Origin of the sequence: Leptothrix ochracea (genome assembly GCF_041083635.1) — a bacterium.
GTDB lineage: Bacteria > Pseudomonadota > Gammaproteobacteria > Burkholderiales > Burkholderiaceae_C > Sphaerotilus > Sphaerotilus ochraceus.
In genome coordinates this window covers 89,458-111,609 of sequence record NZ_JBFPHB010000007.1, presented here as the reverse complement: position 1 = coordinate 111,609, position 22,152 = coordinate 89,458, and the positions used below count along the sequence as shown (strand labels likewise).

At 61.7% G+C, this 22,152-nt stretch carries 16 protein-coding genes; 1 reads left to right on the top strand and 15 read right to left on the bottom strand.

The features are described 5' to 3' along the window. The 15 genes from AB3X39_RS03455 to AB3X39_RS03385 all read right to left on the bottom strand — a co-directional run bounded on the left by AB3X39_RS03455 (window position 1) and on the right by AB3X39_RS03385 (window position 20,984). A complete protein-coding gene (locus tag AB3X39_RS03455) occupies window positions 1-2,283 on the bottom strand; it encodes a secretin N-terminal domain-containing protein (protein WP_369415956.1) in 2,283 nt (760 codons plus the stop codon). Next, window positions 2,280-2,882: a hypothetical protein gene (locus AB3X39_RS03450; protein WP_369415955.1), complete on the bottom strand. Its 603-nt coding sequence runs from the start codon at window positions 2,880-2,882 to the stop codon at window positions 2,280-2,282. The genes AB3X39_RS03455 and AB3X39_RS03450 overlap by 4 nt, the downstream gene beginning before the upstream one ends. Beyond that, window positions 2,882-3,427, bottom strand: coding sequence for a hypothetical protein (locus tag AB3X39_RS03445; RefSeq protein WP_369415954.1), 546 nt, complete (start codon window positions 3,425-3,427; stop codon window positions 2,882-2,884). Before AB3X39_RS03445 ends, AB3X39_RS03450 begins: the two co-directional genes overlap by 1 nt. Further along, the gene (locus AB3X39_RS03440) at window positions 3,424-4,035 is read right to left on the bottom strand and encodes a hypothetical protein (protein ID WP_369415953.1); all 612 of its coding nucleotides are present in this window, start codon (window positions 4,033-4,035) and stop codon (window positions 3,424-3,426) included. Before AB3X39_RS03440 ends, AB3X39_RS03445 begins: the two co-directional genes overlap by 4 nt. Continuing rightward, a complete protein-coding gene (locus AB3X39_RS03435; protein WP_369415952.1) occupies window positions 4,032-4,808 on the bottom strand; it encodes a hypothetical protein in 777 nt (258 codons plus the stop codon). The genes AB3X39_RS03440 and AB3X39_RS03435 overlap by 4 nt, the downstream gene beginning before the upstream one ends. Then, the gene (locus tag AB3X39_RS03430; RefSeq protein WP_369415951.1) at window positions 4,786-6,405 is read right to left on the bottom strand and encodes a GspE/PulE family protein; all 1,620 of its coding nucleotides are present in this window, start codon (window positions 6,403-6,405) and stop codon (window positions 4,786-4,788) included. Before AB3X39_RS03430 ends, AB3X39_RS03435 begins: the two co-directional genes overlap by 23 nt. Beyond that, window positions 6,405-7,484: a type II secretion system F family protein gene (locus AB3X39_RS03425; RefSeq protein ID WP_369415950.1), complete on the bottom strand. Its 1,080-nt coding sequence runs from the start codon at window positions 7,482-7,484 to the stop codon at window positions 6,405-6,407. The genes AB3X39_RS03430 and AB3X39_RS03425 overlap by 1 nt, the downstream gene beginning before the upstream one ends. 22 nt (window positions 7,485-7,506) lie before the next feature. Beyond that, entirely contained in the window at window positions 7,507-7,962 is a 456-nt protein-coding gene (gene gspG / locus AB3X39_RS03420) for a type II secretion system major pseudopilin GspG (protein WP_407069359.1), read from the bottom strand. Window positions 7,963-8,046: 84 nt separating this feature from the next. Further along, on the bottom strand, window positions 8,047-10,536 hold the full coding sequence (locus AB3X39_RS03415; RefSeq protein ID WP_369416167.1) for a glycogen/starch/alpha-glucan phosphorylase: 2,490 nt from the start codon (window positions 10,534-10,536) through the stop codon (window positions 8,047-8,049). A gap of 41 nt (window positions 10,537-10,577) precedes the next feature. Further along, window positions 10,578-12,059: a glycogen synthase GlgA gene (gene glgA, locus AB3X39_RS03410; RefSeq protein WP_369415949.1), complete on the bottom strand. Its 1,482-nt coding sequence runs from the start codon at window positions 12,057-12,059 to the stop codon at window positions 10,578-10,580. Window positions 12,060-12,073: 14 nt separating this feature from the next. Further along, window positions 12,074-13,348 (bottom strand): glucose-1-phosphate adenylyltransferase, encoded by a 1,275-nt coding sequence (gene glgC / locus AB3X39_RS03405; protein ID WP_369415948.1) that lies wholly within the window; start codon window positions 13,346-13,348, stop codon window positions 12,074-12,076. Window positions 13,349-13,394: 46 nt separating this feature from the next. Further along, on the bottom strand, window positions 13,395-15,056 hold the full coding sequence (locus tag AB3X39_RS03400) for an alpha-D-glucose phosphate-specific phosphoglucomutase (protein WP_369415947.1): 1,662 nt from the start codon (window positions 15,054-15,056) through the stop codon (window positions 13,395-13,397). Next, on the bottom strand, window positions 15,053-17,164 hold the full coding sequence (gene glgX / locus AB3X39_RS03395; RefSeq protein WP_369415946.1) for a glycogen debranching protein GlgX: 2,112 nt from the start codon (window positions 17,162-17,164) through the stop codon (window positions 15,053-15,055). The genes AB3X39_RS03400 and glgX overlap by 4 nt, the downstream gene beginning before the upstream one ends. Beyond that, window positions 17,164-19,419 (bottom strand): 1,4-alpha-glucan branching protein GlgB, encoded by a 2,256-nt coding sequence (gene glgB / locus AB3X39_RS03390; protein WP_369415945.1) that lies wholly within the window; start codon window positions 19,417-19,419, stop codon window positions 17,164-17,166. The genes glgX and glgB overlap by 1 nt, the downstream gene beginning before the upstream one ends. Then, window positions 19,416-20,984: an alpha-glucosidase gene (locus tag AB3X39_RS03385; protein ID WP_369415944.1), complete on the bottom strand. Its 1,569-nt coding sequence runs from the start codon at window positions 20,982-20,984 to the stop codon at window positions 19,416-19,418. The genes glgB and AB3X39_RS03385 overlap by 4 nt, the downstream gene beginning before the upstream one ends. 316 nt (window positions 20,985-21,300) lie before the next feature. Between AB3X39_RS03385 and ahpC the strand changes: the two genes are divergently transcribed. Continuing rightward, window positions 21,301-21,867, top strand: a complete 567-nt coding sequence (gene ahpC / locus AB3X39_RS03380; RefSeq protein ID WP_369415943.1) for an alkyl hydroperoxide reductase subunit C — start codon at window positions 21,301-21,303, stop codon at window positions 21,865-21,867. The last annotated feature ends 285 nt before the right edge of the window (window positions 21,868-22,152 follow it).

Genomic DNA, 22,152 nt, shown 5'->3' with positions numbered 1-22,152 from the left:
TCAAGGCTTGGTGCCGGAGGGCGTGGGGGTCGCCGGTTCAGCCGCTGGTGGTTCAGGCGCTGGCGTTGGATCAGCCGCCGGCTCAGGTGCTGGCGGTGTCGGCGCTGAACCGGCGCCACCATAAGCGCCGGGGGTATACGGCGTACCGGGTGCCGGCATCAGCGTCCGCCCCGGCAAGCGAATGGGCATCACCGTTGGCAACCCGGGCATGCCCGACGGGATCGGGGCGATACCGCCAGTCCCAGTGCTCGTGGCTGGAGCCGTTTCCCCCACCGACAATTTGCCCGGATGCACAGGACGCGGGGGCGTATTCTGCGGCGGTTGCGGCATCACCGTGGGGGGGACGGCGGCGGCCGCAGGTGCAGCAGGTGTCATCACCCCAGCAGGTACGGTCGATGGTGGTGGCGTCAATGCAGCAGCCCCTGCCTTGCCATCACCCAACTTCAACACCTCCATGGCATCCACACGCAAAGGCCGACTACGAACGGCCGACTCGCTACCGGTGTAGATATCGTTTGTGCGCTGCCCCGCTGAAGCCAAGGGGCGAATCACATGCGGGGTGATCGAAAGCACGATCTCGCTTTTCTTCGAGTCATCGGTATCGCTGCGGAAAAGCGCCCCAATGATCGGCAACTGTCCCAGACCAGGCACCTTGTTGGCCGCATTACGGTCTTCATCATTGATCAAACCCGCCAACACCTGCGTTTCACCATCGTGCAACCGAAGGGCCGTTTGCGCTGTGCGCGTGCCAATTTGGTAAGCAGAACCTGACGCCGTGGTGATCGTGCCGGCAATGGTGCTCACCTCCAAATTCACTTTGATGCCGACATCGTTATCTGCGTAAACCTGGGGCTCGACTTCAAGCTTCAGCCCCACATCCAGGTACTGAATCGAGCCGGTCATCACGTTACTGGTGCCCCCCGTTCCGCTCCCCGGCGAGATCAAGTTGGTGATCACCGGAACCCGGTCACCGACCATGATCCGGGCCTTTTCCTTGTGCCGGGTACGAATGCGCGGGCTGGCCAAGATATTGGCATCCGAATCAACCAGCTTCAGGTTCAGTCCCAACGACAACGGCGTCACCAGCAAATCATTGCCCGTCACCGCCCGCATGCCACCAATCGTCAGGGCACTCCCCGCAGTACTCGTGCTGCCGGTGGTCGATGTGGCTGATGAACTCACCCCGGGTGTCGAAATCGACACCGCATTGGGCCACTGCAACCCCAAAGCGCGTGAACGGGTCGATGAGACTTCCAGCACTTCGACTTCGAGCATCACTTCTGGGTCAGCCACATCGTTGGCGGCCACCAGTTGTTCAGCCACCGCAATCACATCGGCCGTTTCACGCATCACCAAGGTGTTGGTGCGCGCATCGGTGACGATGTCTTTGATCTTCAGCATGCTCTTGAGCACATTGGCCATGTGGGCCGCATCGACATTGCTGAGCTGGAAGGTGCGCACCCGCAACTCGGCGTAATCCTTTTGCTTGGCGGGCGTGGCCGGGTAAATCATCAGCGAATTGGCGTTGAGCGTGCGCTTTTCAAGCTGGTTTTGCAGCAAGATCAGATCGATGGCATCTTCGACGCTCGCGTCTTTGACAAAGATCGTGGTGCGCAAATCGGTTCGGATATCGCGATCGAGCACGATGTTGATGCCGGTTGAGCGCGAGATGGCTTCAAACACCTGCCGCACAGCCGCATCACGGAACTGCAACGTCACCGGCTTTCTGAGCACCGACTTCGAAGCCCCCAGCCGATCTTCCTTGGCCTGCCGTTCAGCGTCCATTCGATCGTTGAAACCCCGCTGCATGCTCTGTGCACCCGGGTGATTGGGCATGTCCCGCAGGACTTTGCGCACCAAGTCTTGGGCTTGCTCCCAATGCCCGGCTTGGGCTTGACGTTCGGCCTCTTGCAACTGCTCTTCGCTATGCCGGCGCAATTCAATTTGCTGCAAAGCCCGCAAAGCTCGGTCGTTGTTCGGGTCGATCTTCAAGCTATCCGTGAGCCGCTCTGCCGCCGTATCAAGCTGACCTTGGCCGTACGCGACATCGGCCGCTTGCAGCAAGCGTTGCACCGCGATCTGACGCTGGGTCAGATAGTCCACACGGTAGCGCGCATTGCCAGGTTCCAGCTCGTTAGCCTGGCGCAGTTGCTCCAAACCATCAGGAACCTTGCCGTTGGCCACCATATCCAAGCCTTCGCTGTGATGGCGCTGAGCCGCACAGCCGGCCAACATCATCAACACAGCCATCGCAGTCACAGTCAGGCTTTTGCTTATTGTCATGACGAAACTCCGTCGATTCCCAATTTCAAGATCGTGTTGTCAGCAGGCCAGACAAAACGCAATTCACGTGCACCCACTCCTTCTAGCTTGAAGCCACCTTCAAGCATCTCCCCAGGACGAGCCAACAAGATTTTTTCGCCCATCAGCAAGAACACCTGCGGCTGACTGCCATCGCGGTCGGCAAGCATGCCCAAGAAGCGATAAGGCAGCACGGGCCTCGGAGGGGGGGGTGGCGGCGGTGCCACCACCGGGGCAGGAGGCGGCGGCGGCGGTGCCACCACCACGGCAAGTTTGGACGGTGGCGGCACGGGCGGTGGCAAAGCGCCGAAGGGACTCCGCGCCGGCACCTCGATCAACACCCGCCGCAGGGGTACTTGCGCCGTGGTGCACACATCATCAGCGCTCGAAGCAGCGCGCGACGATGATGGGGCCGACGAGGTCGATGTCGCAGCCCGGTCCCGTCGTGCCACAGGAACGACCACCTCATCCGGTTGTTGGACGAACTGAATCCAACCCGACCACGCCACCACCACCAAGGCAGCTGTGCCTAAAAGCCATCGCCGTTTTGAGGCCATGCCCTCGGGACGGATCGGTGCCATCAGAGGTCACTCCGGAAGAAAAGACTCAGGTGCAGCACCACCCGCAACTGACTTGGGTCGGTGCTGGCGCTACGGTCAATTTGCATGCTGTCCAGAGCCGCATTGGGCATATGGTTCAGTGTCAAAGCCATGAAGCGCCGCAGTTGGACATAGTTCCCGGTGGCCGGCAAGGTCACACGCAGGCGTGACAAACGCGGTTCCTCGATTTGCACCGAATAATCGACTCGGTCTGGGCTGAGGCCACTTTTCTCCAGCTCTTGGAGCAGTTCATCGATCAAACGGCCTCGATCTTTCAGGCTCGGTAAGCCGTCGCGCATCTCGTCGCGTGGATCGCGCCCCGCCCGCACCAAGGCATCACTGCGCTGGCGTTGCAAAGCCATCTGTGCCACTTTTTGATGCAGCATGTCAGCCTGTTCGGCCTCCAGCGCTGGCATCGCCTGCCAAGCCAAGAAGGCCGCCAGCAGCACCAGTCCCAAGCCCAGCAGGCCGGGCCAACCGAGGTGCTGAAGGGCCCACCAACGCAGCTGGTTCAAGCGCACGTTCATGGCCGCGCCTCCGTCGAGGTGGAAGCCGCTGAAGCGGGCGAGGAAGCAGCCGGTGCCCCCAGCAACGAGGAAGAAGCACTCAGCCGATCCTTCCACGACGCTGTGAGCGAGAACTCCAGTGGATTGCCCGGCGTGTCCTTGAGCCGTTCATGGTGCAACAACACCACCTGACCCAAACCCGACTGGGTTTCAAGGCTGATCAGATACGCCGCCATGGCTTTGAAATCGGTCGCCTCCCCCGTGACGCGCAGCAGCCCGGAACCGGCATCCGGCTCCAAGCGCTTCAAGGTGATGCCGTTGCGGCTTTGCTCGAAGATCGCCATCAGATCTTCCCAAGGGGCCGCCAAATAGCCTGCGACCGCATCGATCTGCGCGTGGCGCCGACGGTCCTCAGGGCTCATGGTGGCCATCGCCGCACCGCGAGTGCCCTTGGCCGGCACAAACAGCGCCGACATGTTGTGTCGCTCAGCTTGCACCCGGGTGTGAAGCTCGTACCAAGCGAGTCCCTGCCAAACAGCCAAGCTGACACCCAGCACCACCCACGCCCAACCCACGCGGTGATCGCCCCCCGTGCCCTGACGGGCGAAATCGAGACTCGGCCAACTCATGCCACCGCTCCCACACCAGAACCCAAGATCAACCAACCCTGCTCACGCGCTTGAGGTGCCAGCAACTGGTGCTGGGCCGGGGTGGCGGCGATCAGAAAAGCTTGCGGACCGGCCAGAGGTTGCAAGCGCTGCCAGAGCGTTTCGGTCTGGCGCCAATCCAGCCGGTGCCAAATCACATCGTCCAACCCCGCCGCCGACATCGGCACCACCATCACGCCGTGCTCACGCACAAAGGCCCAGACTCGGCCGCCGCCAGCCACCATGCGCCGACGCGTAGCAGGCATCAAACGCTGCACCCGAGCCAGATCAACCATCAGCTCAGGCTGGATGGCAACGGGGCGCAAGCCACGCTCGAACAACACAGCCAACCAAGCATCCAACAACGTCGATTCGATGGCCGCCAACAACCAAGCACGCCCACCGGGAGCCATGGCATGGCGAACGTAGAGCGCCTCATGACCCAAGGCTTTGGCGAAATGCGCCAAGGCTTGCTTGGGCACCTCGGCCCACGCACCCAGTTGTACCGGCATGAGTTCGAAATACAGGCAATCGTCACCCAGCACCACCCGAACCCGCTTCGGGATCTCGACGCCTTGCAAGCTCAGGGCCTCAAGCGCGGCTTCCACCGCCACCCGGCCACTGCCCTGCCCCCGTGCCTGATATGTCAGCTGGGCTTGCCAGCGCCAGCCTTGGCGCGCACGCACCCACACAGCCGCATCGCAGTGATGCGGCGCCAGATGCAAGCGCAGCTCACTCTTCCACAGCAGTGACACGATTGGCTTCCTCCAAAGTGGTCAGACCGTCGGCAACGCATTGCAAAGCAGCGTCACGCAAAGTGTTCAGGCCGCGCTCTTCGGCGGCTTGGCGCAACACGGCCGGGCTGGCGCGCTCCGCAATCAAACTTTTGAGGCCGATGTCCAGCGCCATGGTCTGGGCGATGGCGCGTCGGCCTTTATAGCCGGTGCCCCGGCAGTTGACACAGCCCAGCCCTTTCATGAAACGCCAGCCTTCGGCTTCAGGCGGCAAGCTGCTGGCCTGACGACGTTCCTCAGAAACAATCTCGGGCTCAGCGCACTCGGGGCAGATTTTGCGCACCAAACGCTGCGCAAGCACCCCGTTCAAGGCCGCGACCAAGTTATAAGGATCGACCCCCATGGTCGCCAAGCGGCCGATCACGTCAAACACATTGTTGGCGTGCACCGTGGCATAGACCTGGTGGCCGGTCAGCGCGGCTTGGACCGCGATCTGGGCGGTTTCGGCGTCGCGCATTTCACCCACCATGATCCGGTCCGGGTCGTGGCGCAGGATGGAGCGCAGGCCGCGCGCAAAGGTCAGCCCCTTGGCCTCGTTCACCGGGATTTGCAGCACATCGGAGAGCTGATATTCGACCGGATCTTCGATGGTGATGATCTTGTCTTCACCGCTGTTGACCTCAGAGAGCACACCGTAAAGCGTGGTGGTCTTGCCCGAACCCGTCGGGCCGGTGACGAGAAACAGCCCATACGGCAGCTGAGCCATGCGGCGAATGAATTGCAACTGCACCTCGTTGAAGCTGAGGTGTGTCAGGCTCAGGCGGTCGTCAGCGGCGAGCTGATAGCGGTCGAGGATCCGCAGCACCGCGTCTTCGCCGTAGAGGTTGGGCATGATCGAAACCCGCACATCGACGTTGCGCCCCGCCATACGCAATTTGATGCGACCGTCCTGCGGCAGGCGGCGCTCGGTGATGTCCAGATTGGCCAGCACCTTGATGCGGGAGATCACGCGTGCGGCGTAGTCTTGGCCATCTTGTCGGACCACGTTTTGCAACACACCATCCAAGCGGTACTTCACCACCAAGCCGCGCAGCGCGCATTCCAAGTGGATGTCGCTGGCACGCGCCTTGAGGGCGTCGTAGAGCGTCGAGTTGACGAAGCGCACCACCGGACTGTCGTCGGTGCTGATGTCGGCCAGCGAGAGCTGCAAGGCATCTGAATCCTCGCTGCTCGCCCCGCTCGGATCAAGATCCAGATCGCTGCCTTGGGCGTCCAAGGCGCGCATGTCGCGCTCCATGCGCACATAAAAAGCCTGAACTTCCTCGCGGTCGGCCACGGCAAACCGCACCCGGGGGTGGCCTGCCGAGCGGATACGGGCTTCGAGCCAAAGTCGGGTGGCCCGATCTTGCGGATCGGTGAGGATGATCAGATCGCCCGCCAGCTCATCGCGCAGCGCCAGCACCAAGCGGCGCCGCCCTTCAGCAAAGGGGATCAGCTGCGAGTTGATGTGCTGGGTATCCCACTCGGCAAGGTGGCTCCACGGCAGACCCAGATCCACCGGGGCCACAGGACTGACAGGACTGACAGGATTCACAGAGGTCACGGAAGAGGTCGTCATCACTGGATGCTGGAAGCCAATTGGAAAATCGGCAGGTACATCAAAACCACGATGCCGCCCACCACCAAACCGATACCCAGCATGACGATGGGCTCGATCAAACGGCCGGCGCGTTCAAGCTGGCGCTCGACGATGGCGTCATGCACATCGGCCAGCCGGTCCAAAGCGACATCCAGCGCCCCGGTTTGTTCCGCCACGCGCAAGACCCGCAGACCCAAGTTATCAAGCAGCTTTTCTTGGTGCAGCGCCGCTGCCAAGGGGGCCCCAGCCGTGGCTTGGGCCAAAGCGAGATCGAGCCGGGGCCGATCGGGCGGCGCCAACAAATCGCGGCACATGGCCAACGCTTTGAGCGCCGGCACCCCGGAGCGCACCAGCATGGCAGCACTGCGGGTCATCTGACTGTGGCCAAAAAGCAAGACCAACTCACGCAGCCAAGGCATGCGGATGGCCACGTTCACCGCCATTTGCTCGATGCGACCGTTGCGCACCGCCTGCACCAGCGACCAGCCCACCCAACCCAGTATCGCTGCAAGGCTCAGCCAGACGGGGGTTTGCACGCCGTGCAAGGTTTTGCCAAAGACGATCAGCACTTTGGAGAGCATCGGCAGCTCCTGCTGGGTGCTTTCCAGCACCAAGGCAAAACGCGGCACCACATAAATCAGCAAAAACAGCACCACCAACATCGCCACCGACACCAGCATGAGCGGGTAGACCAAGGCCGAGACCAGCTTGCCGCGCATCACGCGCAGACGCGCCGCGTTGAGCGCAAAGCGGTGCAAGCTCTCGCCCAAATCGCCGGTCATCTCACTGGCCTTGACGCACGCCAAAATGGCCGGGCCAAAGGCGCCGGACTGCATCGCCGCTGAGAGCGATTCACCCTGCTGTAAACGTCCCGTGAGGCGATCCAAGGTCAGCGCCGCCGCCCCGTTGGCCCGTTCGCGATAGGTGCGCAGCGCTTCCATCACGCCCAAGCCGGAGCGCAGCATCAAGCTGACGTCTTGGGCAAACAGCTCTTCATCAATGTTGCGAGCCCGTGGGCTCGGGGTGCTTTGCAGCACCGACTGTCCGGCCATCGGCATGGGTTTTGTGTCCTAGGCCGGCTTACCAAGACGTCACGTCAGCGGCTTCGCCATCGCCACCGGGCTGGCCGTCGGAGCCCAAACTCAGCAAGTCGTAATCCCCATGCGTACCCGGAGCGCGGTACTGATAAGGACGCTGCCAAGGGTCGTTCGGAATTTCGCGCTTGAGGTACGGACCTTGCCAGCGCGCGGCGTTCGGCGGCGCTTGGCGCAACGCCGCCAAGCCTTGCTCGGTGCTGGGGTACTGGCCCAAATCCAGCCGGTACTGGTCCAAGGCCTGACCGAAAGACTCGATCTGCGCCTTGGCCACCTTGGCGTTGCTCTTGCCGAGCTGATTGAAGTACTGCGGCGCCACGATCCCCGCCAGCAAGCCGATGATCACCATCACCACCAGCAATTCGAGCAGGGTGAAGCCCCGCTGCGAGATCACTCCTCGGCGACGGGATCGGGGCATGGGCATGGAGACGGTGGAGTGCATGGGCATGGGAACGTCCTCGGCATGACGGGAAAGAGCCGCGAGTTTAATGCCCTCCCCCGTACGCCATGCCCCGCTTACACCGACTCAGATGCCTTCCGGCCCGAAATCGAGCACAACCGGACGACTTTTCCAAATTTCATCGGCGTATTGCGCAATCGTCCGGTCTGACGAAAACGGCCCCATACCCGCAATGTTGAGCACCGTGCGGCGGGTCCATTCGTCGCTGTTGCGGTAAATCGCATCCACCTTCGACTGGGTTTCGACATAACTGGCGTAGTCGGCCAAGAGCAGATAGTGATCACCCCAGTTCACCAAGGTGTCGAAAATCTGCTGGAAGCGACCCGGCTCGTCGGGGCTGAACACGCCGTCCCGGATCGCGTTGAGCGCTTGGGCCAAAGCGGGGTTGCTTTCGTAGATCTGGCGCGGCTGGTAGCCATGGGCCCGAATCTCAGCCACCTGCGGCGTGGTGTTGCCGAAGATGAAGATGTTGTCGGCACCGACGTTGTCCAAAATTTCAACATTGGCGCCGTCGAGTGTGCCGATGGTGAGCGCACCGTTCAGGGCGAACTTCATGTTGCCGGTGCCCGAAGCCTCGGTGCCGGCGGTCGAGATCTGCTCCGACAAATCCGCCGCCGGGATGATGATCTCGGCCAAGCTGACGCTGTAGTTCGGGATGAACACCACCTTCAAACGATCACCGATGCGCTCGTCGTTGTTGATGACGCGCGCCACATCGTTGATCAACTTGATGATCAGCTTGGCGGTGTGATATGCCGACGCGGCCTTGCCGGCAAAGACCACCACACGCGGCACCCACTGCGCGTCCGGGTTGTCGAGGATGCGCTGATAGCGCGTGATGACGTGCAGCACGTTGAGCAACTGGCGCTTGTACTCGTGGATGCGCTTGACCTGCACATCAAACAGCGCCTCGGGCTTGAGCGTGACGCCCAAGTGTTGTTGCACGTAGCGCGCCAGACGTTCCTTGTTCTGCCGCTTGACGCGGCGCACCGCGCCCAAAAAGCCTGGCAACTCCATGGCGTGACGCAGGCCATCGAGCTGATCGAGCTGCCGCCGCCAGCCGCGACCGACACGCTGATCGATCAAGTTGGCCAGGCCCGGATTGGCTTGAGCCAACCAGCGGCGCGGAGTCACCCCGTTGGTCTTGTTGTTGAAGCGTTCCGGCCACAGGTGGGCAAAGTCAGCAAAGATCGACTGCTGCATCAAGTCGGAATGCAGTGCCGAAACACCGTTGACAGAATGGCTCGCCACCACCGCCAAATAAGCCATGCGCACACGCCGTTCACCCCGTTCATCGATCAACGAGACGCGACGCAACAAATCGGCATCGCTGCCCACGTGAGAGGTGATTTCGGCCAAGAACACCGCGTTGATGTCAAAGATGATGCGCAGATGGCGCGGCAGCACCCGACCAAAAATCTCGATCGGCCACGTCTCCAGCGCCTCATGCATCAGGGTGTGGTTGGTGTAGCTGAAGATGCGCTTGCACAGCGACCACGCCTTGGTCCATTCGACCTGATGTTCATCGACCAAGATGCGCATCAGCTCCGGAATGGCCAGCACCGGATGGGTGTCGTTGAGGTGGATGCTGGCTTTGTCGGGCAAGGCATCGAAGCCGGTGTGGGTGCGCAAGTAGCGGTGCACGATGTCTTGCAAGCTGGCCGAGCAGAAGAAGTACTCCTGACGCAAGCGCAGCTCCCGCCCCGAGGGGGTGGAGTCATCGGGATACAAAACGCGCGAGACGTTTTCCGAATGGTTCTTGCCCTCAACCGCGCCGAAGTAATTACCCCGGTTAAAGGCGTTGAGGTTGATTTCCTCGGTGGCCTTGGCCGACCAGAGCCGCAGCGTGTTGGTCGCCTCCGTGCCGTAGCCCGGAATGATGGTGTCGTAGGCCATCGCCAAGACATCATCGGTGCCCACCCAGCGCACACGGCTGTCTGTCCCCTGCCCGACCGATTCCAGATGACCGCCAAAACGCACCGTGTAAGTGATCTCCGGCCGCTGGAATTCCCACGGATTGCCGTGCGTCAGCCAGTAATCGGGCGACTCCATCTGGCGACCGTCGATGATGCGCTGACGGAACATGCCGTAGTCGTAGCGAATACCGTAGCCAAAACCCGGCACGCCCACCGTGGCCATCGAGTCAAGGAAACACGCAGCCAAACGACCCAAACCACCATTGCCAAGCGCCGCGTCAGGCTCCAGCTCGGTCAGCACGTCCAGATCAACGTCGAGCTCCGCCAAGGCTTGGCGCACCACCGACATCATGTCCAGCGCCAGCATGGCATTGGTGAAGGTGCGCCCAATCAAGAATTCGGCCGAGAGGTAATAAACCCGCTTCACATCTTGGGTGTACTGCGCACGGGTGGTTTTCATCCAGCGCTCGACCAAATGGTCGCGCACAGCGTAGGACACGGCATGCAGCCAGTCCTCGGGGCGAGCCGAGACGGGATCTTTGCCCACGGTGTACATGAGCTTGTTGGAGATGGCACGTTTGACATCGGCCACGTCGTGGGTGAGATGGTCGTATTGGTGCTCGAACTGGGTCAGATCCATGGTCATGACAAATATCCTTGGACGAAAGTGTCCCTAAGAACTCAAGATGAGGAAGTGAGACCGGCCGCCCAGCGATAAACCCAGAGGTATCGCTTGGCTGCACCGTCCCAAGTGTGGTCTTGCTGCATGGCCCGGCGCTGGACACGCCGCCAATCGCTGCGCCGCGTCCACAAGGCCAAAGCTTTGTTGAGCGCGTGATGCAACGCAGCAGGGTGAAAGTCGTCAAAAACGAAACCGGTCGCGTCGGTATCGATGGTTTCAAGGCGAGTGTCGTGGACCGTATCGGCCAAACCCCCGACCCGGCGCACCACCGGCAAGGTGCCGTAAGCCAGCCCGTAAAGTTGGGTCAGGCCGCAGGGCTCGTAGTGCGAAGGCACCCAGATCAGGTCACTGCCCGCGATGAGCCGGTGTGCAAAAGCTTCGTCGTAACCGATATGCAGCGCCACCGCTTGCGGATGCTTCTGGGCCAAGGCCCTGAACGCCGCTTCGAGCTCCGCGTCACCACTGCCCAACAAAGCAAACTGCCCACCGCGCTCCAGCCACGAAGGCAACACTTGGGTCACCAAATGCAAGCCTTTTTGGCTGGTCAGGCGGCTGACCACGCAAGCCAACGGCAGGTTCGCATCCACCGCCAGCCCAAGCTGGGTTTGCAGATCCGCTTTGCACTGCGCCTTGCCCGTGAACCGCCCTTGGTTGAACCGTGCAGGCAGCAATTTGTCGTGCCCCGGATGCCAAACCGCCGGATCGACGCCATTCAAGATGCCGTGGAGCTGATCGCGGCGATCACGCAGCAAGCCATCCAGACCGCAGCCCTGTTCACCGCCCTGAATCTCACGCGCATAGCTCGGGCTCACGGTGGTGATCTGATCGGCAAAGTAAAGCCCCGCCTTCATGAAGCTCACGCGACCATGGAACTCAAGGCCGTGCACACCGAAGAAATCCTCAGGCAGCGCCAGATCACTGAACTGCCCCGATGGAAACAACCCTTGGTAAGCCAAGTTGTGCACGGTGTAGACCGACGACGCCAACTTGCGCCCGAGCGCGCGCTCGGCGGCACGCAAGTAAGCCGGGGCGAGACCAGCATGCCAATCGTGGGCATGCACCACCTCAGGGTGCCAATAGCTATCCAGCCCTTGGGCCAATTGCGCCGCCACCCAACCCAGCAAACCAAAACGGCGATGGTTATCGCCCCAAGGCCGCTGTGCGGCATCGGCATACGGCCCACCTTGGCGGTGATAGAAATCAGGGGCGTCGATCACATAAGCCACCACCCCCGCGCACGAAGCCAAGCGCCCGTACAGCAGCCGCGCCGCCACCCGCCCCTGCAAACCCGCAGGGGCTGAGAGCGTCGCCACTTCGGCGACCTCGGTCAGATCGGCCAAGATGGCATCAAAGCCGGGCAACAACACGCGCACATCCACGCCCTGCTGAGCCAAGGCCGCAGGCAAGGCCCCGGCCACATCCGCCAAACCGCCTGTTTTAAGCAGCGGAAAAATCTCGGCGCAGACTTGCAAGACACGCATCACAGCCCCTTTGCTCACAAAGCCGCCAGCATCCTGCTGGTCACCAGCACGACACCGTTTTCACTGCGATGGAACCGTTGGGCATCGAGCACCGGGTCTTCCCCGATCACCAAGCCCTCGGGCAACTTGCAGCCCCGATCAATCACGGCCTTGCTCACGCGGCAATGGCGATTGATCTGCACGTCCGGCAACACCACCGAGTCTTCAATCGAGGCAAAGGAGCGCACCAGCACGTTGGAAAAGAGCACCGAATGGCGTACCGACGCGCCTGAGACGATGCAGCCGCCCGACACCAAACTGTTGATGGCGGTACCGACCCGACCGATTTCGTCATGCACGAACTTGGCCGGCGGCAGTTGCTCTTGATAGGTCCAAATCGGCCAGTCGCGGTCGTACATATTCAGTTCGGGGGTCACCGAGGCCAAGTCGAGGTTAGCGGCCCAGTAAGCATCGACCGTGCCAACGTCGCGCCAGTAAGCGCGTGAATAGGGCGGATTGGCAATGGCCGACATCGAGAAGGGGTGCGCCAAGGCTTGACCTTCACGCACCGCCTTGGGGATCAGGTCCTTGCCAAAGTCATGGCTTGAGGTTTCGTCATGCGCGTCCTCTTCCAGCAAGCGATAGAGGTAGTCGGATGTGAAGATGTAGATCCCCATGCTGGCCAGCGACATGTCGGGGTGGCCGGGCATGGCCGGCGGATCGGCCGGCTTTTCAACGAATTCACTGATACCGCGCTGCTCGTCGATGGCCATGACACCAAAACCGGAAGCCTCGGCACGCGGCACCTCGATGCAACCCACAGTCACACCACGCTTGTGCGCCACATGGTCGGCCAGCATCAGCGAGTAATCCATCTTGTAGATGTGATCCCCTGCCAAGATCACGATGTACTCCGGCGGAATCGAGCCCCGGATGATGTCGAGGTTTTGATAGATCGCATCCGCCGTGCCCCGGTACCAGCTTTCTTCATCGACGCGCTGCTGCGCGGGCAGCAGATCCACGAATTCGTTCATCTCGTTGCGCAAAAAACTCCAGCCGCGCTGCATGTGGCGCAACAGCGAATGCGACTTGTACTGCGTGATCACACCGATGCGGCGCATACCGGAATTGAGGCAGTTCGACAGCGCGAAATCGATGATGCGGAACTTGCCGCCGAAATGCACTGCCGGTTTGGCGCGGCGATCGGTCAGGTCCTTCAGGCGTGAACCCCGCCCACCGGCCAACACCAGCGCCATGGTGCGCTTGGTCAGGGTCAGGGTGGACGGACTGATGTTTGGATGGGTGGTCATGATGGTCTCCTCGTTCTCGGTCTCAATATCGGTCAATCTTGACGGCTCAGGTCACCACGGTCGGACCAGGTAGGCCCGTCAGGTGGCGAATGTCGGCCAGCACATCGGCCAAAGTGATCAGATCAGCCAATGCGTCTTGGACGGGCACATCGTGGCGCGCTGGGTCGGGCTCGAAGCGCTCCAGGTACACCCGCAAGGTGGCGCCCTCGGTGCCCGTGCCCGAGAGACGGAACACCAAACGTGCACCGCTTTCAAACAGCAGCCGCACGCCCTGCCCGGTCGAAACCGAGCCGTCGATGGGATCGGTGTAGGCAAAGTCATCGGCCAAACGCACCGTCAGACCCGGGGCCAAAGTTTGCCCGGCCAAGCTCGGCAACTTGGCGCGCAAAGCGGCCATGAGCTGATCGGCCTTGGCCACCGCCACACCTTCCCAGTCGTGCCGCGAATAAACGTGTCGGCCAAAGCGCGCCCAGTGCGCCCGCACCAGATCCTCGACCGATTTGCCAGTCACGGCTTGCAAGTTGAGCCAGAAAAGCACCGCCCAGAGGCCGTCTTTCTCGCGCACATGGTTCGAACTGGTGCCGTAGCTTTCCTCACCGCAGAGCGTGGCTTGACCGGCGTCGAGCAAGTTGCCGAAAAACTTCCAGCCCGTGGGCGTCTCAAAGGCCGCTACGCCCAGCGCTTTGGCCACCACATCGACAGCTTGGGAGGTCGGCATCGAACGCGCCACGCCCGCCAGCCCGGCGCGATAACCCGGCACCAAGGTGGCGTTGGCCGCCAAAATTGCCAAGCTGTCGGATGGCGTCACCGCGAAATCACGCCCCAAAATCATGTTGCGATCCGCATCACCGTCAGAGGCCGCCCCAAAATCGGGCGCAGCAGCACCGCTCATGGCGGCCATCAACTCAGCCGCATGCACCGGATTGGGGTCGGGGTGATGGCCGCCAAAATCTTCCAGCGGCTCACCGTTGACCACCGTACCGACAGGTGCACCCAGCAGACCTTCAAGCACGCGCCGCGCATAGGGCCCGCCCACGGCACCCATGGCGTCGTAGCGCATGCGGTGGCCCGCTTGGAACCACGCCCGCATGGCGTCGAAATCGAACAGCTGCTGCATCAACTCGGCGTGGTCGTCCACCGGATCGATCACCTGCACCACCATCTCGCCCAGCCAGCTTTCGCCAAGGCGGGACAGATCGACGTCCGGCGTGCCGGACATGATCTTGTAAGTTGAGAGCGTTTGGGTGCGGGCAAAGATGGCTTCCGTCACTTTCTCAGGCGCCGGGCCACCGTTGGCGATGTTGTATTTGATGCCAAAGTCGCCGTCGGGCCCGCCGGGGTTGTGGCTGGCCGACAAGATGATGCCGCCCAAGGCACCGCGCTTGCGAATCACTGCGCTGGCTGCTGGGGTTGAGAGCAGCCCGTCTTGGCCCACCAGCACCCGAGCCACACCATTGGCAGCGGCCATGCGCAAAATGGTTTGCACCGCCACCCGGTTATGGAAGCGCCCGTCACCGCCCAGCACCAAGGTCTGGCCTTGGGGCGATGCCTGCACCGCTGGCAAGACGTCGAACAACGCTTGAACAAAGTTTTCTAGGTAGCCGCTTTGGGCAAAAACGGTCACTTTTTTGCGCAACCCCGACGTGCCGGGCCGCTGACCCGCAAAGGGGGTGGTCGGTTGAACGGTCAACACAGCTTTCAAAGTCATCGTGTCTCCTCTGGGTTCTCTGGGATCGGGGCAGCCACCAGCACAGATCGTGCCGGGACCAGCATGGTCGAGCCGGGGTCGGCCCTCAACATCGAGTCACCACCCGGCTGGTCGCTGGCAAACACCCAGCGCCAAGCTTGCGCTGAAGCGGCCTCGGGCCGATGAAAGCAGCAAGGCCGATCAGCAGCATTGATCAAGATCATCACCGCTGACAAACCCGGTGGATGCAACCAAACCGCCAAGGCCCGACGTGCCACATCGCCCCACGCGGCAGCGCTGATCGGGACACCGTCAGGCTCCAGCCAAGTCACATCAGCCGGCGTCCACCAGCGATCCATCTGCAAGGCGGGCGTCTGCTGACGCAAGCGCAAAAGCCGCGCCACGGTCGCGCACAGATCACGGCTCAAACTGTCTTCGTTGTCGGCGTTGTCGGCGGCCCAAGTCAGCCAGCTCAGGGCGTTGTCTTGGCAATAGGCGTTGTTGTTGCCTTGCTGGCTGTGCCCCAGTTCATCACCCATCAACAACATCGGTGTGCCTTGGGCCAACAGCAGCGTGGCCAGCAGCGCACGCGACAAGGTCAAGCGCAGCGCCAGCACAGCCGGATCTGCGCTCGGCCCTTCAACCCCGCAGTGCCAGCCAAGGTTGTGGCCGTGGCCATCGCGGTTGTGCTCGCCGTTGGCTTCGTTGTGGCGCTCTTCGAAGCTGAGCAGATCGCGCAGCGTGAAGCCGTCGTGGGCGGTGATGAAATTGACGCTGGCGCTCGGAGCGCGGCCATCGTGGCAAAACTCGGTGCTCGACGCTGCAAAGCGATGCACAAAGTCACCCCGGCTCACAGCATCGCCCGCCCGCCCTTGATGCAACCAAAAGGCCCGCATGGTGTCGCGGAACCGATCGTTCCATTCCAGCCAGCCGGCCGGAAAGCGTCCCAGCTGATAGCCCCCGGGCGCCGGATCCCACGGCTCAGCGATCCACACCACCCGTGCGAGCACCGGGTCGGCTTGCAAGGCGGCCAACAACGGTGCTCCGGCATCAAACTGGCCGTGGCGATCACGCGCCAAGATCGGCGCCAGATCAAAGCGAAAGCCATCCACGCCGATCGCCTCAACCCAGTAGCGCAGCGCGGCGATGAAATGCTCCACCACACGCGGCTGGCTGAAGTCGAACACATTGCCGCAACCCGCCCAATTGACGTAACGCGCCGGGTCTTGCGCCTCCAGCCGATAGCTGCGGGCGTTGCTCAGGCCGCGCCAGCTCAAGGTGGGACCGTCTTCGTCGGTCTCGGCGCTGTGGTTGCCCACCACGTCCAGAATCACTTCCAGACCGGCACGGTGCAGTGCCTCGACCATGGCGCGGCACTCCTGCGTCGGGCTGGTGCCGGCGCGGCCGCTCCAGTAACGCGGCTCAGGCGCGAAATAGCCCAAGGTCGAATAACCCCAATGGTTCGACAGCCCCAAGCGTTGCAGGCGCTCTTCATCAGCGCGCAACTGGATCGGCAACAAACTGAGGGTGGTGATGCCCAATGCTTGCCAATGGCGGATCAGCGCCGGATGGCTGAGGCCGGCGTAGCTGCCTTGCAACTCAGCAGGCACCTCCGGGTGCAAGCGACTGGCGCTGCGCACATGGACTTCGGCGATGACTCGATGGGCCGCAGAGGCAGGTTTCACCGCCTCCGTTCGCCCTGAGCTGGTCGAAGGGCCCATGGCCAACACCCTCGCCTTCACCGCCACCACTGCGTTGTCGCGGGGGTCATCGCCCCGAAACATCTCCAGTTCGGCCACGTTGGTTCGGCTGTAGCTGCCCACCGCCTCGCGGCCCCACGGGTCGAACAGCACTTTGGCGGGGTTGAAGCGCTGACCACGTTGCGGCGCCCACGGCCCTTGGGCGCGCAGCCCGTAGACCAAGCCCGCCACGCCACCGTCCTCGCGGGCCAGATGCCCATGCCACACCCCGTTGGTGCAGGCGGGCAAGATCAGTCGCCGGGTTTCGGTGTGGCCCTGATCGTCAAACAAACAGAGCCAAAGCTGGGTCGCATCCGGTGCCCAGACCGCCACGTTCAAACCCGTGGCATCCAAGGTAGCGCCCAAGGGCCAAGGTGCGCCGACTTGCATCAAAGAAGCGGCCCCTTCATGTCGCGATCAATCTCGGCCTCATGCTCCGCGTCGATCTCAACATCGGGCTCGCGCACCAGCATCACGGTCGCCAAGGGCGGGATCGTCATCCAGATCGAATGGTCCCGGCCCTGATGACCTTCGGCGTAGCTCAGCATCGGTGGGTTGTGCATGCCGGTGCCGCCATAAATTCGCGCATCGGTGTTGATGCACTCGCGCCACAAGCCGCTTTGCGGCACACCCAATTGCCAGTGCTGATGCGGCACCGGCGTGAAGTTGCAAATAACGAGCACGCTTGAGCCGTCACGCGCGCGGCGTTCAAACGCCAACAGCGAGTGATCGGCGTCTTCGTGGCTCAACCAGGCAAAGCCGGCGGCGTCCACGTCTTGTTCATGCAGCGCGCTGTAATGGTGCAGCACATGGTTCAGATCACGCACCAAGCGTTGCACGCCCGCGTGCTCTGGCTGATCCAGATGGCCCCAGTCGAGGGCAGCGTCAGCGTTCCACTCACGCTCTTGGGCGAATTCGCAGCCCATGAAGAGCAGCTTCTTGCCGGGGTGGCCCCACATGTAGCCGTAGAAAGCACGCAAGTTGGCAAAGCGCTGCCACGCATCACCCGGCATCTTGCCGATCAGTGAGCGTTTGCCGTGCACCACCTCGTCGTGCGAGATCGGCAGCACAAAGTTCTCACTGAAGGCGTACATCAGCGAAAAACGCAGCCGGTCGTGGTGATGCTTGCGGTAAATCGGGTCGAGCGCCATATAGCTCAGGCTGTCATTCATCCAGCCCATGTTCCACTTGAAGTGGAAGCCCAGACCGCCGCTGTTCAAGTCCGCGCTGGGCGGACGGGTGACCAACGGGAACGACGTCGATTCTTCAGCCGAGGTGATCGCCTCGGGCCGCTCGGTGCCGACCAGATGATTCATGCGCCGCAGGAAGTCGATCGCCTCCAAGTTCTCGCGCCCACCGTGGCGGTTGGGAATCCATTCGCCGTGTTTGCGGCTGTAGTCGCGATAAAGCATCGAAGCCACCGCATCGACGCGCAGGCCATCCATACCAAAGCGCTCGATCCAGTACAGACCATTGGCTGCCAGAAAGTTGCGCACCTCCGTGCGGCCAAAGTTGTAGATCAGCGTGTTCCAGTCCTGATGGAAGCCTTCTTTGGGGTCGGCGTGCTCATAAAGCGCCGTGCCGTCAAAGTTGGCCAAGCCGTGCGCATCGCTCGGGAAATGCGCGGGCACCCAGTCGATCAGCACGCCAAGGCCGGCCGCATGGGCTTTTTCGATGAAAGCGCGTAGATCTTCGGGCCGACCAAAACGCGAGGTCGGTGCGTACAAGCCCACCGGCTGATAGCCCCAAGAACCGTCGAAGGGATGTTCGTGCACCGGCAGCAATTCAAGGTGCGTAAAGCCCATGTCCACCGCGTAGGGGATCAGCTGCTCAGCCAGTTCGGCGTAACTTAGCCAGCGCCCATCCGCCGACCGGCGCCACGAACCGAGATGGACTTCATAGATGCTGATGGGCGCATCAAGCGCGTTGGCTTGGCGGCGTTCGTCGCTGATCGCCACGCCCGGCAGCAAGCGCTGCACCACCGAGGCCGTTTGCGGGCGCATCTCGGCCCGAAAGGCAAAGGGGTCCGCCTTGACCCTTGAGACGCCATCCACGCCAAGGATGTCGAACTTGTAGACATCGCCCTCACCCACCTGCGGCACAAACAGCTCCCACACGCCACACTCATGGCGCAGGCGCATCGGGTGCCGCCGGGCATCCCATTGATTGAAGCTGCCGATCACCGAAACGCGTTTGGCCGAAGGCGCCCAGACAGCAAAGCGGGTGCCAGGCACGTTCTGGTGCATCTGTGGATGCGCGCCCAGCCATTCATAGGGCCGGTGATGCGTGCCCTCGGCCAGCAGCCAAACATCCATGTCAGCGATCAAGGGATCGAAACGATACGGGTCGTCGTGATCTTCGACGTGATGACCCCAGTTGACACGCAGGCGATACGCCTGATCGGCAGCCAAAGCCGGCACGGCACCGACAAACAACGCACTGTGGCTCTGACGCTGTAAATCACCCAGCCACTCACCGCTGGGGCGGACCACCGCCACCGCCACCGCTTGGGGCAACAGGGCGCGCACAACGCTCTGCCCTTGGGCATCCAAGTGCCGCCCCAACACACCAAACGGGTCGCCCTCTTGGGCGTGCATCAGCCGCTCTAGGCGTTGTGGCTCGATATCGATACTTGCAACGCTCATGAGATGCTTTCTGCGGTTGAAACCCAAGCCCAGCCCCAAGCTGGGATGAGCCCAAAAGGCTCGATGGTCACGGCCTCATCGCTGAGGTTGAAAACCAGTTCTAGGCGATCCGTAGCGGTCGAGCGCTCGAAATGCAGCACCCCGTTCGGCGCGGGCAAGAAACGCATCGCGCCCCCACGCAAAGCCGGATGCTGGCGTCGCCAAGCCAGCAAGACGCGGGTGGCGTGCAAGGTTGATGTCGCATCCGCCTCTTGCACATCGACCGCCAACGGCAAATGCGCAGCTGACATCGGCAACCATGGCGCAGCGCTGGAAAAGCCGCCTTGCACGGCGTCACGCTGCCAAGGCATGGGCGTGCGGCAGCCGTCGCGGCCCTTGAACTCCGGCCAGAACGCTTTGCCGTAGGGGTCTTGCAGCAACTCGAACGGCACGTCGGCTTCCGGCAGCCCCAGCTCTTCGCCTTGATAAAGGCAAACACTGCCGCGCAAGCTCAACAGCAGCGCCAGCAAGGTTTCAGCCTTGGCGGGTGCCCAGCGGCTGGCGATGCGCGGCACGTCATGGTTCGACAGCGCCCAGCAACCCCAGCCGCCGGTCTGCCCGATCTCAAGCTCCAGCCGCTCGACCTCGCGGCGGATGTGTTCAGCCGAACCATTGGCCGTGAGCAGCGCAAAGCTGTAGGCCATGTGCAAACGCTGGCCCTCTGCGGTGTAGAGCGCCATCAACGGCGGCGCATTCTCATCGCCCACTTCACCGATGCTGGCCGCACCAAACTCGTCCAGCAGCGGGCGCAAACGTTCCAGAAAGCGCAGGTTCTCCGGCTGACTCTTGTCAAACAGATGCCGCTGCATCGCGTAGGGGTTGTCAGCGCGCACGGTGCTGACCGGCCCATCGTCGGCCAAGGCGGGCGGGTTGTCGCGCAGCAGCGCGTCGTGAACTTGGTGGTTACAGGCGTCGAAGCGGAAACCGTTCACACCCTTCTCGCACCAAAAGCGCACTTCGCCCAGCAAAGCGTCCTGCACCGCTGGGCAATGGAAATTCAGATCAGGCTGGCTGGTAAGAAAGCTGTGCAGGTAGTACTGGCGGCGGCGCGAGTCCCACTGCCACGCTGAACCGCCAAACACGCTCAACCAGTTGTTCGGCGGCGTGCCATCGGACTTGGCTTCGGCCCAGACGTACCAATCACTTTTGGGGTTGTCACGGCTCAAGCGGCTTTCTTGGAACCAAGCATGCTGGTCTGAGGTGTGCGAAAGCACTTGATCGATCATCACCTTCAGCCCAAGCTGATGGGCACGCGCCAAGAGCGCGTCAAAGTCAGCCAAGGTGCCAAAGATCGGATCGACGTCGCGGTAGTCAGCCACGTCGTAGCCGAAGTCCTTCATCGGCGACTTGAAAAAAGGGGAGATCCAGATCGCATCGACCCCCAGCCGCGCCACGTACTCAAGCCGTCGCGTGATGCCCGGCAAGTCACCGATGCCGTCACCGTGGCTGTCTTGGAAACTGCGCGGATAGATCTGATAAATCACCGCCCCGCGCCACCAAGACCTTGTTTCACTGTTCGATTGCATGCGCCGCCATCAATTTGCCACTGAACGATCATCGTTTAACTGTCATTGAACTGACAGCGGGCATCTTGCCATGTAACCCGGGTGAAACCCAGCGCTTTGTTGGGGCGTTTGGACCATGCCCCGTCTGCGGTGCATACAGAGAGCCACGGGCAAGCGACACGCCAGCAACGATGTCTATAGTCAAAGACTATGAATCCAGAAATAGATTCAATTTTGACTATCTCAGATCCCCCTCTAAGATCGCGTCCATCGATGAACGCCAAGCGTCATCGTTTTTACGGTTCTTGTTCCTCTTCAACCCGCTAGGAGTCATTCCATGTCTTCCCTGATCAACACCAAAGTCAAGCCCTTCAAGACCACGGCCTATCACAACGGTCAGTTCGTCGATGTTTCGGACGCCGATCTGGCGGGTAAGTGGTCGGTGTTCTTCTTCTACCCGGCCGACTTCACCTTCGTGTGCCCGACCGAACTCGGCGACATGGCCGATCTGTACCCTGAATTCCAAAAGATCGGCGTCGAGGTGTACTCGGTGTCCACCGACACCCACTTCGTGCACAAGGCTTGGGCCGATGCTTCGGAAACCATCCAAAAGATCAAGTACGTCATGCTGGGCGACCCGACCGGCAAGATCACCCGTAACTTCGAAGTCATGATCGAAGAAGAAGGTCTGGCGCTACGCGGCACCTTCGTGGTGAACCCGGCCGGCGAAATCAAGATCATCGAAGTCCACGATCTGGGCATCGGCCGCGACGCCAAGGAGCTGCTGCGCAAGGTGCAAGCCGCGCAGTACGTCGCCGAAAACCCCGGTGAAGTGTGCCCGGCCAAGTGGACGCCAGGTGCTGACACCCTGACCCCGTCGCTGGAACTGGTTGGCAAGATCTGACGATCTAAAACCAACGATCACGGGCCGCAACTGCGGCCCGTTTTTCATGGATCACACATAAAAGCCATTTTTAAAGAGTGGTCGATGAATGCCAAAAAGCAACATCCACTGATCCAAAAATGGTCTTACCGACTGATTGCGGTTATTTCCTCAGAGCAACACAGGCGAACCATCCTCGAAATACTCTCAAAACGCTTAAGAGTGCCCAGAAGAACAACCTGAAGATTCCATTCACATTCTTGACGCAATCATGACATGCGTCGCAAATAACACACATCACCACCA

Bases quoted from the DNA above. Each gene is read 5' to 3' on its own strand.
- AB3X39_RS03455 (WP_369415956.1), bottom strand. From the start codon at position 2,283: ATGACAATAAGCAAAAGCCTGACTGTGACTGCGATGGCTGTGTTGATG.
- AB3X39_RS03450 (WP_369415955.1), bottom strand. From the start codon at position 2,882: ATGGCACCGATCCGTCCCGAGGGCATGGCCTCAAAACGGCGATGGCTT.
- AB3X39_RS03445 (WP_369415954.1), bottom strand. From the start codon at position 3,427: ATGAACGTGCGCTTGAACCAGCTGCGTTGGTGGGCCCTTCAGCACCTC.
- AB3X39_RS03440 (WP_369415953.1), bottom strand. From the start codon at position 4,035: ATGAGTTGGCCGAGTCTCGATTTCGCCCGTCAGGGCACGGGGGGCGAT.
- AB3X39_RS03430 (WP_369415951.1), bottom strand. From the start codon at position 6,405: ATGACGACCTCTTCCGTGACCTCTGTGAATCCTGTCAGTCCTGTCAGT.
- AB3X39_RS03425 (WP_369415950.1), bottom strand. From the start codon at position 7,484: ATGCCGATGGCCGGACAGTCGGTGCTGCAAAGCACCCCGAGCCCACGG.
- gspG (WP_407069359.1), bottom strand. From the start codon at position 7,962: ATGCACTCCACCGTCTCCATGCCCATGCCCCGATCCCGTCGCCGAGGA.
- AB3X39_RS03415 (WP_369416167.1), bottom strand. From the start codon at position 10,536: ATGGATCTGACCCAGTTCGAGCACCAATACGACCATCTCACCCACGAC.
- glgA (WP_369415949.1), bottom strand. From the start codon at position 12,059: ATGCGTGTCTTGCAAGTCTGCGCCGAGATTTTTCCGCTGCTTAAAACA.
- glgC (WP_369415948.1), bottom strand. From the start codon at position 13,348: ATGACCACCCATCCAAACATCAGTCCGTCCACCCTGACCCTGACCAAG.
- AB3X39_RS03400 (WP_369415947.1), bottom strand. From the start codon at position 15,056: ATGACTTTGAAAGCTGTGTTGACCGTTCAACCGACCACCCCCTTTGCG.
- glgX (WP_369415946.1), bottom strand. From the start codon at position 17,164: ATGCAAGTCGGCGCACCTTGGCCCTTGGGCGCTACCTTGGATGCCACG.
- glgB (WP_369415945.1), bottom strand. From the start codon at position 19,419: ATGAGCGTTGCAAGTATCGATATCGAGCCACAACGCCTAGAGCGGCTG.
- AB3X39_RS03385 (WP_369415944.1), bottom strand. From the start codon at position 20,984: ATGCAATCGAACAGTGAAACAAGGTCTTGGTGGCGCGGGGCGGTGATT.
- ahpC (WP_369415943.1), top strand. From the start codon at position 21,301: ATGTCTTCCCTGATCAACACCAAAGTCAAGCCCTTCAAGACCACGGCC.